We start from the raw sequence: 15,504 nt of genomic DNA, 5'->3' as shown, positions 1-15,504 counted from the left end.
CCATGTGGTATTTCGCCTGGATGCTTGGCGTACTGCTCGCCTGCAGCTTTGGAATCATCAATGCCCTGTGGCTGGAGGGGGCGGGTTGCCTGGAGCGGGATGCACAGGATGAACGCTAGGTCGCTGGTTGCCCGCAGCCTGGCGTCCACGCCCAGCCGTGTACTGTCGTTGCTGCTGGCAGTGCCGCTTAGCCTGGTAATGCTGCTGCACCCGCTGGCGCTGCTCGACGCGGATGGCCGCTATAGCCATGGCCTGCTGGCCTTGGCGATGTGGGGTATCAGCGCAGGCTTTGTGCACGGTGTGGGCTTTGATCCACGGGCACTGGTTTGGCGTGGGTTGTTCAGCCCCGTGGTGGCTTGGCCGTTGATGCTGATGGGTTACCTGCTGCTTACCTGAACGGCTTGCGGGCGCCGCGGTTATTCAGCCGCAGCGCCGGTACAGCGGCAGGGGTCACTGCATATCGATCACCACGCGGCCCTCGATCTTGCCTTGGCGCATCTGCTCGAAAACATCGTTGATATTCTCCAGGCGGTCAGTGCTCACCGTCGCCCGCACCTTGCCTTCGCCAGCAAAATCCAGCGCCTCTTGCAGGTCCTGTCGGGTGCCCACGATCGAGCCCCTTACCGTGGTGCCATTAAGCACCATGTCGAAGATCGAAAGGGGGAAGTCACCGGGCGGCAGGCCGTTGAGCGCAATGGTGCCACCACGGCGCGTCATCCCCATGGCCTGCTCGAAGGCCTTTGGCGACACCGCCGTGACCAATGCCCCATGGGCGCCGCCGATCTGCTCCTTGAGGTAGCGCGCCGGGTCCAGCTCACGGGCATTCACGGTCACCTCGGCACCCAGGCGGCGAGCGAGCTCCAGCTTGCCGTCGTCGATATCCACAGCCGCTACGTTCATCCCCATGGCCTTGGCGTATTGCACCGCCATATGGCCAAGGCCACCAATGCCGGAAATCACGACCCACTGCCCAGGCTTGGTTTCGGTCATTTTCAGGCCCTTGTACACCGTGACGCCCGCGCACAGCACCGGGGCTATCTCCACAAAGCCGACGTTGTCGGGCAAGCGGCCCACGTAGTTGGCATCAGCGAGGGCGTATTCGGCAAAGCCACCGTTCACCGAATAGCCGGTGTTCTGCTGGGTTTCGCACAACGTTTCCCAGCCCCCCAGGCAGTGCTCGCAGTGGCCGCAGGTGGAATACAGCCAAGGTACGCCAACGCGGTCCCCTTCTTTCACGTGCTTGACCCCGGCGCCTACCGCCACCACATGGCCCACGCCTTCGTGGCCCGGGATGAACGGCGGGTTGGGTTTGACCGGCCAGTCCCCTTCGGCGGCATGCAGGTCGGTATGGCACACGCCGGATGCGGCGATCTTCACCAGCAACTGCCCTGGGCCCGGCTGGGGCACGGGAACTTCCCGAATGGACAGCGGTTGCCCGAAGGCATGAACGACGGCGGCTTTCATTGTTGTAGTCATGGATCGTTCCTTTGGAAGGGATCTGAAGAACAACGCGCGTCTCGACGCACTGCCTGTCGAGCAAACCCTGAGCCAGCTCCATGGAAGGCTCTGGCGCGGGCGGGGTAGGGGCAAGGGTAGTGATCGCTGTGCCAACGCCGCCACGCCTCGCCGCCACACTGTGCCGTTGTTGACACATCCTGTTATTGATCCAGGGCAGTAATTGCCCCGAATCGATACGCCGTTCGTGCCTTCCGGTCGCTTTCATGGAAAGCTGTGCGGCTTAACGCAAGGAGCAGCTTTTCCCATGAGCAAAACCCTACCTATCGCCGTTGGCGCCCTGATCATCATCGCCGCAGGCACCACCGGCGTGGCGTGGTACACCGGTACGCAAGTCGAGCCTTTGCTGCGCCAGCAGGTGGTCGACGGCAACAAGCAGTTCAAAGAGGCGCTGGCGGGCTATGGCGCCACAGGCACCCTCGAGATGACGAGTTTCGAGCGCAGGCTGTTCACCAGTACCGCCCACTACGTGATGACCGTGCAAAGCCCGGGTTTCAACGGCGGGCAGCCTTTGCAGGTCGATTCCGTGGCGGACATCGAGCACGGCCCGTTCCCATGGTCCCGCGTGAAGCAGCTGAAGTTGCTGCCGGTGATGGTTGCGATGAATGTACGCGTGCAGGGAAGCGACGGCCTGGCTCAACTGTTTGGCACGCCGCCGGGCGAATCCCCGGTCCAGGCGCACGCCGCTATCAGCTATAGCCGTAACCTGGAAAGCCAGGTAAACATACTGCCCGGCCAATGGCAGGCGCCGCAGGGCACGTTCAAGTTTTCCGGTATGCAAGGGGTGCAGCGCGGCAGCCTCGATGCGAAGAAGCTGGAGGTGGACGTTCAAACGGACAGCCTCGAATTCACCGCCAGCGACCCTGCACGGCCGATGACCTTGTTGATGCAAGGCTTCAAATTCCACACCGGTGGTATCAAGGGCGCTTCGGACTTCTATCTGGGCAACAGTTCGCTGCGCATCGACAGCATGGCCGCTACCGCGCCCGGCAAACCATTGTTCAAGGTGAACAACCTCACCGCCGAGGGCTCGCTCGAAGAGCTGAGCGGCAAGCTCAAGGGTTCGGGAGACTACCGCTTCGAGGCCGTGAGCATTGGCGACAAGCCCATCGGCAGTGGGCAGATGCGCTGGGTGTTCGATAACCTGGACATCGAAGCCAGCCGCAACCTTACGCATTTTTATCAGTACGTGGTCGCGCCCCAGGCAGCGGCGGCGTCTCAGGCGCAAGTGCCGCTGCGGCTGCAACTGACGCCAACGCAGCAGGCGGAACTGCAAACCAACCTCGAAAAGCTTCTGGATGGCCGGCCTCATGTGGAGCTGCAACCGCTGGGGCTGAAAACCGCCACGGGCGAGAGCCATCTCAACGTTTCCCTCGACCTCGCGCGCCCCGCGAACCTCGACCTGCCGGGTGAGTTACTGGCGCAACAAATGGTCTCCAAGGTCGACGCGCAGCTGTCCGTGGCCAAAGGCACCATCCGCGACCTCGTTACCGTTCAAGGCCATCTGGGCGGCCTGACGGACCCTGTGGCTCTGAAGCAGAACGCCGACGGCGCCGCCAACCTTGCTTCCACCATGGCCACGCTGCAAGGGCTGGCAAAACTTGAGGGCGAAAACATCGTCTCGTCGCTGCGCTACGAAGCCGGCAACGTAGACTTCAATGGGCAGAAGATGACAGTCGAGCAGTTCGCGCAGTTTTTGATGGGGGCGGTTGGGCGGCATTGAGGGGGTAGGCGATAAAAGGGCCTGGGTTTTGTCTGGGCTCTTTTGGAGGCAATGGCGTCGCGCGACTCCTCTCGCCGCATGGAACGACGCGTTTCGGCTCGTTTCTCCTAGAAGGCGACTTGGTCCCTACTTGGTCCCTGCTTAGTCCCGAGAGCGTCCCGCTCTCAACGGGTTGCTGAACTAGTGAACACGCTTCTATCAGAGCGCGAACCCCGGACACAAAAAAAGCCCAGGTTTTCACCTGAGCCTTTTGAAGAAGATGGCGCACTCGACGGGATTCGAACCCATGACCCCTGCCTTCGGAGGGCAGTACTCTATCCAGCTGAGCTACGAGTGCAACGCGGGCGCCATGATACCCATGTCAGCGGTGCCCGTCTATGCTGACGAGCTACGCATCGTTTCGCGGTGTGTAAGCGCTGCCGGTTAAAGGGAAAGCCACTTACCTGTGCACGCGCATGTTCTTTTTTTCGAACAGCTATTGTCCTTTTACGCCCCAGATCCTACGATGCGTTTGAGATTTCAAACGCCCATACCTCGGGCAACCCCCGTCCACTTCGGGTTTCGCCAAGGTGAAACCAGCCAAGGGAGCCGACATGCAGCTTAAAGACGCCCAACTGTTCCGCCAACAGGCCTACGTAGATGGTGCCTGGGCGGACGCCGACAGCGGCCAGACCCTCAAGGTCAACAACCCGGCTACGGGTGAGATCCTCGGCAGCGTGCCGAAGATGGGCAAGGCCGAAACCCGCCGCGCCATCGAGGCGGCTGACCGTGCGCTGCCGGCGTGGCGTGCCCTGACGGCCAAGGAACGTGCGGCGAAGCTGCGCCGCTGGTACGAGCTGATGCTCGAAAACCAGGAAGACCTGGGCCGTCTGATGACCCTTGAGCAGGGCAAGCCGCTGGCCGAGGCCAAGGGCGAGATCGCCTATGCCGCTTCCTTCCTGGAATGGTTCGCTGAAGAAGCCAAGCGCGTGTATGGCGACGTGATCCCTGGCCACCAGCCAGACAAGCGCCTGATCGTGCTCAAGCAGCCCATCGGCGTAACCGCTGCTATCACTCCGTGGAACTTCCCGGCGGCAATGATCACCCGCAAGGCCGGCCCGGCCTTGGCCGCAGGTTGCACCATGGTGCTCAAGCCTGCGTCGCAAACCCCTTACTCGGCGCTGGCCCTGGCCGAGCTGGCTGAGCGCGCTGGCATTCCGAAAGGCGTGTTCAACGTGGTCACCGGCAGCGCTGGCGAAGTGGGCAGCGAGCTGACCAGTAACCCGATCGTTCGCAAGCTTTCGTTCACCGGCTCCACCGACATTGGCCGCCAGCTGATGGCCGAGTGCGCCGCAGACATCAAGAAGGTGTCCCTGGAGCTGGGCGGCAACGCACCCTTCATCGTGTTCGACGACGCTGACCTGGATAAGGCAGTAGAAGGCGCGATGATTTCCAAGTACCGCAACAACGGCCAGACCTGCGTGTGCGCCAACCGCATCTATGTACAGGATGCCGTCTACGACGTCTTCGCCGAGAAGCTCAAGGCCGCGGTTGCCAAGCTGAAGATCGGTAACGGCCTGGAAGAGGGCACCACTACTGGCCCGATGATCGACGAGAAAGCCGTGGCCAAGGTCAAGGAACACATCGCCGACGCGCTGAGCAAAGGCGCCACTGTGCTCACTGGCGGCAATCAGATGGAAGGCAACTTCTTCGAACCCACCGTGCTGCTGAACGTACCGGCTACCGCCGCCGTGGCGAAGGAAGAGACCTTCGGCCCGCTGGCCCCGCTGTTCCGCTTCAAGGATGAGGCCGAAGTGATTGCGGCGGCCAACGACACCGAGTTTGGCCTGGCTTCGTACTTCTATGCCCGCGACCTTAGCCGTGTGTTCCGTGTCGCCGAGGCACTGGAGTACGGCATGGTGGGCATCAACACCGGCCTTATCTCCAACGAAGTAGCGCCGTTCGGTGGCGTGAAAGCCTCGGGCCTGGGACGCGAAGGTTCCAAGTACGGCATCGAAGATTACCTGGAAATCAAATACCTCTGCCTGAGCGTATAACGCCGGCAGCCACAACTGGGCACTGAGTACCGCTGGGCAGTCGATCATCGCATGCTGCCCAGGCTTGTCGCGGTGCCATCCTGATCAGCGCCGCCGATGAGCGGCGATTGAGGAGTTTTCATGAGCAAGACCAACGAATCCCTGATGCAGCGCCGCATGGCCGCTGTTCCCCGCGGCGTAGGGCAGATCCACCCGATCTTTGCCGATCACGCGAAAAACTCCACCGTTACCGATGTTGAAGGTCGCGAATTCATCGACTTCGCCGGCGGCATCGCGGTGCTGAACACCGGTCACCTGCACCCGAAAATCATCGCAGCGGTCGAAGCCCAGCTGCACAAGCTGACCCACACCTGCTTCCAGGTACTGGCCTACGAGCCTTACGTCGAGCTGTGCGAAAAAATCAACGCCAAGGTGCCAGGTGATTTCGCCAAGAAAACCCTGCTGGTGACCACCGGCTCCGAAGCCGTTGAAAACGCCGTGAAGATTGCCCGTGCCGCTACTGGCCGTGCTGGCGTGATCGCCTTCACCGGCGGCTACCACGGCCGCACCATGATGACCCTGGGCCTTACCGGCAAGGTTGTGCCGTACTCTGCCGGCATGGGCTTGATGCCAGGCGGCATCTTCCGCGCTCAGTTCCCGTGCGAGCTGCACGGCGTGAGCGTTGACGACTCCATCGCCAGCATCGAGCGTATCTTCAAGAACGACGCCGAGCCACGTGATATCGCCGCGATCATCATTGAGCCGGTCCAAGGCGAAGGTGGCTTCTATGTAGCCCCGAAAGAGTTCATGAAGCGCCTGCGCGCGCTGTGTGACCAGCACGGCATTCTGCTGATCGCCGACGAAGTGCAAACCGGCGCTGGCCGTACCGGTACCTTCTTCGCCATGGAACAGATGGGTGTAACCCCGGACCTGACCACCTTCGCCAAATCCATCGCCGGTGGTTTCCCCCTGGCCGGCGTTTGCGGCAAGGCCGAAATCATGGACGCCATCGCTCCCGGCGGCCTGGGTGGCACCTATGCCGGTAGCCCGCTGGGCTGCGCCGCTGCCCTGGCGGTAATGGAAGTGTTCGAGGAAGAGAAGCTGCTGCAGCGCTGCCAGGACGTTGCCGAACACCTGACGTCGCGCCTGCGCGCCATTCAGGCCAAGTACCCAGTGATCGGCGATGTGCGCGGCCTGGGTGCGATGATCGCCGTAGAGCTGTTCGAAGGCGGCGATAGCCACAAGCCTAACGCTGCTGCAGTGGCCCAGGTTGTGGCCAAGGCGCGTGAAAAAGGCCTGATCCTGCTGTCGTGTGGTACCTACGGCAACGTGCTGCGGATTCTCGTGCCGCTGACCGCGCCGGACGAGCAACTGGAGAAGGGCCTGGCCATTCTCGAAGAGTGCTTCGCCGAGCTGTAAGGCAAGCCTTGCTCGTACTGTGAAGAACCCGCCAAAAGGCGGGTTTTTTACTTGGAGAACCGAGGATAGGCGCCTATAAATCTCTAGTGGCCGGGTACCGCAGTACCGCCCATTGGAGAGATGTTCGATGACTGGACCATCAAATGCCGTGCCCCGGGTGCTGATCGCCGAAGCAGACCCCTGGAGCCGTGACCTGCTCATGCAACTGCTGCTCAGCGTGCGTTGCGACGCGAGGGTAGAGGTGTATGAAGATGGCAAGCAGGCGATGCAGGCGCTGGGCACACCGCCAGACCTCATCATCGCCAGCCGTGAGCTGCCGGGCACCGACGGCCTGGAGCTATTGCGCCACGTACGTCGCGGCAATAAAAGCGTGCCTGGCTTGCCCTTTATCCTGCTCAGTAGCCGCGGTGACAGCACCAGCGTGCGCGAGGCAGTGCCCCTGGCCCCAACCGCCTACCTCACCAAACCGGTGAATTTCGAAGCCCTGCGCGAACGCTTGAGTGCGCTGCTGCTGGATGAGGGTGAGCACGTAATCTGCGAAATCCCGCCCGTATTACCGGGGCTCAAGTTGGACAGCTTTCTTGAAATGCGCCGCGAGGCCTCGGATGGCGCACCGGTGATGAACGAGGTCCATGATGCCGTTGTGCGCAGCCTCAAGGCCCGCACGCTGAACCTTCGGTTGCTCGAGGAGGATATCCGTACCGACCCGCAAATCACCGCCGTGCTGCTAGCCGCGGCCAACAGTGCCGCTCGCCATCGTGAAGGCCCGGTTACCACGTTGATGCAGGCGCTGACACGATTGGGCGCGACCCAAAGCATGAACCTTATTCTGGGAATGGCGCTCAAGCGCAGCGCAAGGCTGGACGACCCACAGCTGACAGACCACGCCCAGATGTTCTGGAAGCGTTCCCTGGCTACGGCGGAGCTGGCGCGAACCCTGGCTCGCCAACAGGGTATCGACCAGGAGATTTGCTATTGCGCCGGCCTGTTGCATCGGTTGGGCGAGCTGGCGCTATTGCGCACGCTCCACGAATGGAAGCTGGCCGGCGGCAAGCTGGAAGAGGGGCAGGTTGAAAGTGTTATCCAACGGTTCGGCGCGAACTTTGGCTCGGCGCTGCGCGCCCGCTGGCGGCTGCCGCTTGACCTTCGCGAGCTCATTGCTTCGGTTTACGCATTGATGGGGGTATACGGCAAGCCGGCGCTGGTGATGAACCTCTCGGGCCAACTGGCGAGCCTGGCTGCAGAGGACGACATCAAGCCTGTAGCGGAGAGCAAAGCAGCGCGCCTGCTTGGCATGGATGCCGCAAGCCTTGCGGCATTACGCAAGAACGGCTGAACGCGAAGCTCAGGACATGATGATCTGGTTCTTGCCCTGCCGTTTGGCCTGGTACATGGCCGCGTCCGCACGCGAATAGAGGTTGTCCAGCGCCTCGTCGTCGGCCTTCAGGTTAGTCAGCCCCTGGCTCACGGTCACGCCGTAGGTTTTTCCGTTCTGGCTGAAGCTCAAGCGCTGCACTTCGCGTTGCAGCCGTTCGGCGATCTGCCGCGCCATGTCCGGCGCGCAGCCAGGGAATACCGCCGCAAACTCTTCGCCGCCGATACGCCCGAACAAATCACCCCGGCGCAGCGCGGCCTTCCCGCTTTCCGCGATGCGCTGCAGCACCAGGTCGCCGTCCTGGTGGCCGTAGGTATCGTTGATCATCTTGAAGTCATCGATATCCAGCAATAGGAACGCCATGGGCGTGTCATTTAGCCGGGACTGCTCGAATTCGCGGTGGGCACACTCGAAGAAGTGGCGCCGGTTGCTGCTTTGCGTAAGCACGTCTGTGGTGGCGAGGCGCTGAAGCTCTCCTTCCAGATGCTTCTTTTCGGTAATGTCCTCAGCGATGCCAACCACGATCACCCGCTGGCCGGATTCCGGGCGATGGCTGATGAAGCATTTGTCGCTGAGCCAGCGGATCTGGCCGTCCGCGCGGATAATTCGATACTCCCGGTCTTCTATCGAGCCTTTTTCCAGCACCTCGGCCAGGCTGCGCTCGGCATAATCCAGGTCGTCGGGATAAATGCTGTCTCGCCACTCGTTGTAATCGGCCAGCAGCAGCCCGGCGGAGCGACCGAAGATCCGCTCATAAGCCGGGCTTACGTAGATCATCTGCTGGGTTTCCCAGTCGAACGCCCAAAGTACGGCGTTCACGCTCACCAGCAAGGCGCTGAAGAGCTCTTCCCTTTCCTTCAGCCGCGCGACTTCGCCCTGGGCATGCATCAATGCCAGCAAGGTTTCGGCTGCCTCGGGAATTTGCTCAAGGGATGTGGACGGAGCTTGTGTGTTGGCCATCATCACGGCTTCTTTCGGAACACGGCGAGGGTTGGCCCACCGACAGTGGCCACGATAGGGCCCGCTGAACCAGCGAGTATCTGCCTAAGATTCAAAACGGTGCCTTAAGTTCCCTGCCTGCGGGCCCTGCTGCAGGGCTCGCAGGCATTTGCCTCAGGCAGCGGCGGGCCGGAGGGAATAGGTTTTCAAGCTGTCGGCAAAATCACGCAGGGACTGGATGCCGCTTGCCTCGGCCTCGTGTACCCATTCTTTCATTGCGGCCAGCATGTCGTGGCCATTCGCGCTGGTACGGGTCCAGATCTGCTGTAGCGCCAGCTTCTTTTCGTAAATCACCTTCAGCGCCTGGCTGGTTTCAAGCATGCGGTTGATCCGGTCATGGTGACGTTCATTGAGCAGGCTTGGCTCTCGTGACAGCAGCCGCTTGGCGCGCCGCAGCCGATAGCGCAGCGAATGATCCACCCGGGCAAGTTCCTGCTTCACCAGCGGGCCAATCACATGCTTGCGGTATTGGGCCATGATCTGGAAACGGTTGTTAAGGATCGCCATGGCGGTGTCCATGTCCATGGAGCCCTTGCCGGGAATCCGGTGGGCCACCGGTGCCACCCGGTTGACGCGCGCCAGGCGTAGCGCGCTGAACACTCTAATCCATAGCCAGCCCATGTCGAATTCCCACTTGCGCACGGAGAGCTTCGCCGAGTTGGGATAGGTGTGGTGATTGTTGTGCAGCTCCTCACCGCCAATGATGATGCCCCAGGGCACAAGGTTCGTGGCGGCATCGCGGCATTCGAAGTTGCGATAGCCCACCGCATGACCAAGGCCATTGACCACGCCTGCGGCCCAGAAGGGTATCCACACCATCTGCACGGCCCATACGGTAATGCCGATAACCCCGAACAGCGCCAGGTCGATCACCGCCATCAACGCGATACCGCCCATGGTGAAGCGGCTGTAGAGGTTTCGCTCGATCCAGTCGTCCGGGCAGTTCTTGCCGTAGATGCGCAGTGTTTCCGGGTTGTTTGCCTCTGCCCGATACAACTCCGCCCCGGTGCGAAGAACCGTGCCAAGGCCTTTGACTACGGGGCTGTGCGGGTCTTCGGCGGTTTCGCACTTGGCGTGATGCTTGCGATGGATAGCGGTCCATTCGCGGGTGTTCTGGCCTGTGGTGAGCCATAGCCAGAAACGGAAGAAATGCTTGAGCCCGCTGTTAAGCTCCAGCGAGCGATGCGCTGAATACCGGTGCAGGTAGACCGTTACGCCAACGATGGTGATGTGAGTCATCAGCAGCGTTGCGCCGACTACCTGCCAGGCGGTCAGGTTCAGGAAACCGTTGTACCACATAGGCGAGAAGGCCTCGGTTGAAGTAATGGATAGCTGCGAAGAATCTATCGGTAAACAGGGTTGATCGACCAGTCGGCGTTTTTGATGGGTAAGGGGCCAAGACGCCGGCTTGGCCGCAGGCAACATGGGGCCATCCCCCAAGGAGACGCAGGCGTCAACGCTGCATGCCACAGCGCGCGCTGCTTGCGGCAGGCGATGCCCAGTGCCAGTAACTGCGAGCCCCTTACTAAACAGAGCAAGGTTTTCGATACATTGGATGGCTTGGGTAGGCCGCAGTTTAGTAAGTAGATGTTTCGCATGATGCGAAGGCCGATCATTAGCCCTACATATTCGATTCGGGTCTATAAAAGTGCCCAAATATTATTTCTGAGAATAAATCGCCGCTCTTATAGTAAGCCCAAGCCAGGTACCGCACCCGGCAACCTTCACAGGAGCTGAACCATGAGCGCACCACTGCGTAGTGTCGACGGGCAGGATGAAACCGCGATCCTTCGAGAAATCCAGAGCGCGTTGCGTGACCTGCGTTTCGGCGCGGTGGAGATCACCGTGCACAACGCTCAGGTCGTGCAGATCGAGCGCAAGGAAAAATTCCGACTGCAGCAGTCGGCGTCCAAGCCGAACTGAGACAGCCTACGTTGACCGACCGGGCGACCGGAGGCCGCAGCAGCACCTTGCCGCTTGTTGCCCAGTCACGAGCGAGCAGCGCCAGCGGGCCATAAGAAAAAACCAACACAGAAAAAAGCCGCCATCAGGAGCACCACCATGTCCACCCGCCGTTATGCGCTGGCTGCCATTGCCGCCGCGTTGTTCGCTGGTTCCGCAGTCGCGAAGGATTACGAGCTGTTGAACGTTTCCTACGACCCTACGCGCGAGCTGTATCAGGAATACAACACTGAGTTCGCGAGCTACTGGAAGCAGCAGCACCCTGATGACACGGTGAAAATCCAGCAGTCCCATGGCGGCTCGGGCAAGCAGGGGCGCTCGGTCATCGACGGCCTGCGCGCCGACGTGGTAACCCTGGCGCTGGCAGGCGACATCGACGAAATCGCCAACCTTGGCAAGTTGCTCCCTGCCGATTGGCAAAAACGCCTTCCCGAGGCGAGCACGCCGTACACCTCAACTATCGTTTTCCTGGTGCGCAAGGGTAACCCCAAAGGCATCAAGGACTGGGGCGATCTGGTGAAGGACGGCGTATCGGTGATCACGCCCAACCCTAAAACCTCGGGCGGCGCACGCTGGAACTTCCTGGCAGCCTATGCCTATGGCCTCAAAGCCAACAACGGCGACGAAACGAAGGCCAAGGCCTACGTCAAAGAACTGTTCCAGCACGTACCGGTGCTGGATACCGGTGCCCGCGGTTCGACCATTACGTTCGTGAACAACGGCCAGGGTGATGTGCTGCTGGCCTGGGAAAACGAAGCCCACCTGGCGCTGAAAGAAGACGGTGGTGCCGACAAGTTCGACATCGTAGTGCCTTCGTTGTCGATCCTGGCCGAGCCTCCGGTTGCGGTGGTAGACAAAAATGCCGAGAAGAAAGGCACTACCGCTATCGCCACGGCTTACCTGGAACACCTGTACAGCCCGGCTGGGCAGGAAATCGCCGCGAAAAACTTCTACCGCCCGCGTAATGCCGAGGTTGCGAAGAAGTACAAGGCCAGTTTCCCTGAATTGAACCTTGTGACTATCGACAAAGACTTCGGTGGCTGGAAAACTGCCCAGCCCAAGTTCTTCAACGATGGCGGGGTCTTCGACCAGATCTACCAGGCCCAGTAACGCTCCAGGTATTGGCAACAACGAGCCCGGGTACCCACCCGGGCTTGGTTCGTTCAAACAAGGACCTCTATGTCGCGCCGTATATCCCCCGTCATACCCGGCTTCGGGCTGACGCTGGGCTACACCCTGGTGTACCTCAGCCTGATCGTGCTGATACCCCTCGCAGCCATGTTCGTCAACGCCGCCCAGCTGAGCCTCGAGCAACTGTGGGCCATTGTGACTGCGCCTCGAGTGCTGGCGGCGCTGAAGCTGAGCTTCGGTACCGCGCTCTATGCCGCCGTGCTCAACGGCATGATCGGAACCCTGCTCGCCTGGGTACTGGTGCGTTACAGCTTCCCGGGCCGGCGTATCATCGACGCCATGATCGACCTTCCTTTTGCGTTGCCCACCGCCGTTGCGGGCATCGCCCTCACCGCGCTGTATGCCCCGGCTGGGCTGGTTGGGCAATTTGCTACGGACCTGGGTTTCAAGATTGCCTACACCCCGCTGGGGATCACCCTTGCGCTCACCTTCGTGACGCTGCCGTTTGTGGTTCGCACGGTGCAGCCGGTACTGGCTGATATCCCGCGCGAAGTGGAGGAGGCCGCGGCCTGCCTTGGCGCTCGCCCTTGGCAGGTATTCCGCCATATCCTCGCGCCCGCCTTGTTGCCTGCGTGGCTTACCGGCTTTGCCTTGGCCTTTGCCCGGGGCGTGGGCGAATACGGCTCGGTGATCTTCATTGCAGGCAACATGCCGATGAAAACCGAAATCCTGCCGCTGCTGATCATGGTCAAGCTGGACCAGTACGACTACACCGGGGCAACCGCCATCGGCGTATTGATGCTGGTGGTGTCCTTCATCCTGTTGCTGCTGATCAACCTGCTGCAGCGCCGTATCGAAACCCCTTGAAGGAAGGCCTTTATGTCCAGTTCGACCGTTTCGGCCGCGCAGGCGGCCAATGCTGCCCGGCGCGGTAGCCCCATCGCTCGGCGCGTGCTGATTACCCTGGCGTGGGTAATTTTTGCGCTGTTTCTGCTGCTGCCGCTGTTTATCGTGGTATCCCAGGCGCTGAAATCCGGCCTGGGTACGTTCTTCACGGCCATTCTGGAGCCTGATGCGCTGAGTGCATTGAAGCTCACCGTATTGGCGGTGGTAATCTCGGTGCCGCTGAACCTGGTGTTTGGCGTGAGTGCCGCGTGGTGCGCCAGCAAGTATGAGTTTCGCGGTAAAAGCCTGCTGGTGACGCTGATCGACCTGCCGTTTTCGGTGTCGCCGGTCATCGCGGGGCTGGTGTATGTGCTGATGTTCGGCGCCCGCGGCCTGTTTGGGCCATGGCTGTCGGATCACGATATCCAGATCGTTTTTGCGCTGCCCGGTATCGTGTTGGCGACCATTTTTGTGACCGTGCCTTTCGTGGCCCGCGAGCTGATTCCGTTGATGCAGGAGCAGGGTACTCAGGAAGAGGAGGCCGCCCGGTTACTGGGCGCCAATGGGTGGCAGATGTTCTGGCACGTTACCCTGCCCAATATCAAATGGGGCCTTACCTACGGCGTGGTGCTGTGTACCGCTCGAGCCATGGGCGAGTTCGGCGCGGTCTCGGTCGTGTCCGGGCACATTCGTGGCGTGACCAATACCTTGCCGCTGCACGTGGAAATTCTCTACAACGAGTACAACCACGTGGCTGCCTTCAGCGTAGCCAGTTTGCTGCTGGCCCTTGCCCTGTTCATTCTGCTGCTCAAGCAGTGGAGCGAAAGCCGCCTTGACCGCTTGCGCCATAGCGCCGCGGAGGAATAATTCATGTCGATCGAAGTACGTAGCGTAAGCAAGCGTTTCAACCAGTTCCAGGCGTTGAACGGCATCGACCTGGACATTCGCAGCGGTGAACTCGTTGCGCTGCTCGGCCCATCCGGTTGCGGTAAAACCACTTTGCTGCGGATCATTGCCGGGCTGGAAACGCCGGACCAGGGCAGCATTGTGTTCCACGGGGAGGACGTATCCGGCCATGACGTGCGGGACCGCAACGTGGGGTTCGTGTTCCAGCACTATGCGTTGTTCCGGCATATGAGCGTGTTCGACAACGTCGCCTTCGGCCTGCGCATGAAAAGCCGTGAGCAACGCCCGAGCGAAGCGAAGATTGCCGAAAAAGTGCACGAACTGCTGAACATGGTGCAGCTGGACTGGCTGGCTGATCGCTATCCGGAGCAGCTGTCTGGCGGTCAGCGGCAGCGTATCGCCCTGGCACGCGCCCTGGCCGTGGAGCCTAAGGTGTTGCTGCTCGACGAACCCTTCGGTGCGCTGGACGCCAAGGTTCGCAAGGAGCTGCGTCGTTGGCTGGCTCGCCTGCACGAAGAGATCAACCTGACCTCGGTGTTCGTGACCCACGACCAGGAAGAAGCCATGGAAGTGGCGGACCGCATCGTGGTGATGAACAAGGGCGTGATCGAACAGATCGGCTCACCGGGCGAGGTGTATGAGCAGCCTGCCAGCGACTTCGTTTACCACTTCCTGGGAGACTCCAACCGCCTGCACCTGGGCGAGGAGCACCCGCTGCAGTTCCGCCCTCATGAAGTGTCGCTTTCCCGGCTGGCCTTGGACGCGCACCATGCCGCTCAGGTGCGCGACATCCGCCCCCTTGGCGCTACAACGCGGGTTACCCTCAAAGTGGAAGGGCAGGATGAGCTGATCGAAGCTGAAGTGGTCAAGGACCATGACAGCCTCACCGGTTTGAGCAAGGGCGATACGCTGTTCTTCAAGCCCAAGGCGCAGTAGGACCGGCGGGGCCGGCCTTCCGGCAAGGCCCGGGAAGGGCAGCAGAACGTTACGGCAGGGGCGTACCCGTCTCGATCCGCGCCTTCAGCTCATCCCCCAGCCCCAGCAGGAACCCGAACTCCACCACCACGAACAGCGGGCCGATGATCAGCCCGCTGATGTCGTCGATGAACGCAGGCTTGCGCCCCTCATAGTGATGGCCCAAAAACTGTATCGCCCAGCCGACCACGAACAGCCCAACGCCAATGGACAGCCAGCTGGTGGTCGACAGCGAGGCCACCGCATGGCCAAACCATAGGCTCAGGGCGAGCAGGGCAGACATCAACAGCCCTAGCTGCCTGTCCAGGCGTAAGTAGAAGACGCAGGCGGCAAGCGTAGCCAGCAGGGCCGGAGTGATGCCGTACCAGTTCGGGCGCGATAGCAGAATCGCGACCGCCAGTACGATAAAGGGAATGCCAATGAAATGCGTGGCGATGTTACGCGGGTCACGGTGGTAAGCGGCGTACTGGCCAAGGTACTCGGTCAGGGTTTTCATGGTTAGCATTCCCGGTTATTAATAAATAGCTTCTTATTCCTTAACGTATATATGGCGGGTCCCTATACTTTCACCATGAAAGCAGACAGGGGCAGGAGATGCC

15 protein-coding genes and 1 tRNA gene are annotated in these 15,504 nt (G+C 61.0%); 11 read left to right on the top strand and 5 right to left on the bottom strand.

The features are described 5' to 3' along the window. Positions 1–2 precede the first annotated feature (2 nt). A complete protein-coding gene (cydX, locus tag G7016_RS10925; RefSeq protein ID WP_181113934.1) occupies positions 3–119 on the top strand; it encodes a cytochrome bd-I oxidase subunit CydX in 117 nt (38 codons plus the stop codon). Continuing rightward, positions 109–396 carry a cyd operon YbgE family protein gene (locus tag G7016_RS10920; protein ID WP_181113933.1) on the top strand — a complete coding sequence of 96 codons (288 nt, stop codon included), beginning with the start codon at positions 109–111 and terminating at the stop codon, positions 394–396. Before cydX ends, G7016_RS10920 begins: the two co-directional genes overlap by 11 nt. Before the next feature lie 54 nt (positions 397–450). On the opposite strand, the gene adhP is transcribed toward G7016_RS10920, so the two are convergent. Then, positions 451–1,476 carry an alcohol dehydrogenase AdhP gene (gene adhP, locus G7016_RS10915; protein ID WP_181113931.1) on the bottom strand — a complete coding sequence of 342 codons (1,026 nt, stop codon included), beginning with the start codon at positions 1,474–1,476 and terminating at the stop codon, positions 451–453. Positions 1,477–1,762: 286 nt separating this feature from the next. Here adhP and G7016_RS10910 point away from each other — a divergent pair, with 286 nt between their 5' ends. Next, on the top strand, positions 1,763–3,238 hold the full coding sequence (locus G7016_RS10910) for a YdgA family protein (RefSeq protein ID WP_181113929.1): 1,476 nt from the start codon (positions 1,763–1,765) through the stop codon (positions 3,236–3,238). Positions 3,239–3,498: 260 nt separating this feature from the next. Here the strand turns inward: G7016_RS10910 and G7016_RS10905 are convergent. Continuing rightward, positions 3,499–3,575: transfer RNA gene (locus G7016_RS10905), tRNA-Arg, on the bottom strand. Between the two features lie 256 nt (positions 3,576–3,831). Between G7016_RS10905 and gabD the strand changes: the two genes are divergently transcribed. The 3 genes from gabD (at position 3,832) to G7016_RS10890 (ending at position 8,008) form a co-directional block, all read left to right on the top strand. Beyond that, a complete protein-coding gene (gene gabD / locus G7016_RS10900) occupies positions 3,832–5,274 on the top strand; it encodes an NADP-dependent succinate-semialdehyde dehydrogenase (protein WP_181113927.1) in 1,443 nt (480 codons plus the stop codon). 120 nt (positions 5,275–5,394) lie between these two features. Next, positions 5,395–6,672: a 4-aminobutyrate--2-oxoglutarate transaminase gene (gene gabT / locus G7016_RS10895; protein WP_181113925.1), complete on the top strand. Its 1,278-nt coding sequence runs from the start codon at positions 5,395–5,397 to the stop codon at positions 6,670–6,672. A gap of 127 nt (positions 6,673–6,799) precedes the next feature. Next, positions 6,800–8,008 (top strand): HDOD domain-containing protein, encoded by a 1,209-nt coding sequence (locus G7016_RS10890; RefSeq protein WP_181113923.1) that lies wholly within the window; start codon positions 6,800–6,802, stop codon positions 8,006–8,008. 9 nt (positions 8,009–8,017) lie between these two features. On the opposite strand, the gene G7016_RS10885 is transcribed toward G7016_RS10890, so the two are convergent. Both G7016_RS10885 and desA read right to left on the bottom strand, forming a co-directional pair. Continuing rightward, positions 8,018–9,010, bottom strand: a complete 993-nt coding sequence (locus G7016_RS10885; protein WP_181113921.1) for a GGDEF domain-containing protein — start codon at positions 9,008–9,010, stop codon at positions 8,018–8,020. A gap of 150 nt (positions 9,011–9,160) precedes the next feature. After that, positions 9,161–10,345 (bottom strand): delta-9 fatty acid desaturase DesA, encoded by a 1,185-nt coding sequence (gene desA, locus G7016_RS10880; RefSeq protein ID WP_181113919.1) that lies wholly within the window; start codon positions 10,343–10,345, stop codon positions 9,161–9,163. A gap of 441 nt (positions 10,346–10,786) precedes the next feature. Between desA and oscA the strand changes: the two genes are divergently transcribed. The 5 genes from oscA to G7016_RS10855 all read left to right on the top strand — a co-directional run bounded on the left by oscA (position 10,787) and on the right by G7016_RS10855 (position 14,866). Continuing rightward, complete coding sequence (gene oscA / locus G7016_RS10875; protein ID WP_181113917.1) at positions 10,787–10,969, top strand: sulfur starvation response protein OscA; 183 nt, start codon at positions 10,787–10,789, stop codon at positions 10,967–10,969. Positions 10,970–11,107: 138 nt separating this feature from the next. Beyond that, complete coding sequence (locus tag G7016_RS10870) at positions 11,108–12,118, top strand: sulfate ABC transporter substrate-binding protein (RefSeq protein WP_181113915.1); 1,011 nt, start codon at positions 11,108–11,110, stop codon at positions 12,116–12,118. A 69-nt stretch (positions 12,119–12,187) separates the two neighbouring features. Further along, complete coding sequence (gene cysT / locus G7016_RS10865; RefSeq protein WP_181113913.1) at positions 12,188–13,006, top strand: sulfate ABC transporter permease subunit CysT; 819 nt, start codon at positions 12,188–12,190, stop codon at positions 13,004–13,006. Positions 13,007–13,018: 12 nt separating this feature from the next. Continuing rightward, positions 13,019–13,891: a sulfate ABC transporter permease subunit CysW gene (gene cysW, locus G7016_RS10860; RefSeq protein ID WP_181113911.1), complete on the top strand. Its 873-nt coding sequence runs from the start codon at positions 13,019–13,021 to the stop codon at positions 13,889–13,891. 3 nt (positions 13,892–13,894) lie between these two features. Further along, the gene (locus tag G7016_RS10855; RefSeq protein ID WP_181113908.1) at positions 13,895–14,866 is read left to right on the top strand and encodes a sulfate/molybdate ABC transporter ATP-binding protein; all 972 of its coding nucleotides are present in this window, start codon (positions 13,895–13,897) and stop codon (positions 14,864–14,866) included. Between the two features lie 49 nt (positions 14,867–14,915). On the opposite strand, the gene G7016_RS10850 is transcribed toward G7016_RS10855, so the two are convergent. Then, positions 14,916–15,401, bottom strand: coding sequence for an Mpo1 family 2-hydroxy fatty acid dioxygenase (locus G7016_RS10850; RefSeq protein WP_181113906.1), 486 nt, complete (start codon positions 15,399–15,401; stop codon positions 14,916–14,918). Between the last annotated feature and the right edge of the window lie 103 nt (positions 15,402–15,504).

Source organism: Pseudomonas japonica, assembly GCF_013522925.1.
In the GTDB taxonomy this organism is placed as follows: domain Bacteria; phylum Pseudomonadota; class Gammaproteobacteria; order Pseudomonadales; family Pseudomonadaceae; genus Aquipseudomonas; species Aquipseudomonas japonica_A.
The sequence above is the reverse complement of the archived record's forward strand: the minus strand, read 5'-3'. Positions and strand labels throughout refer to the sequence as shown.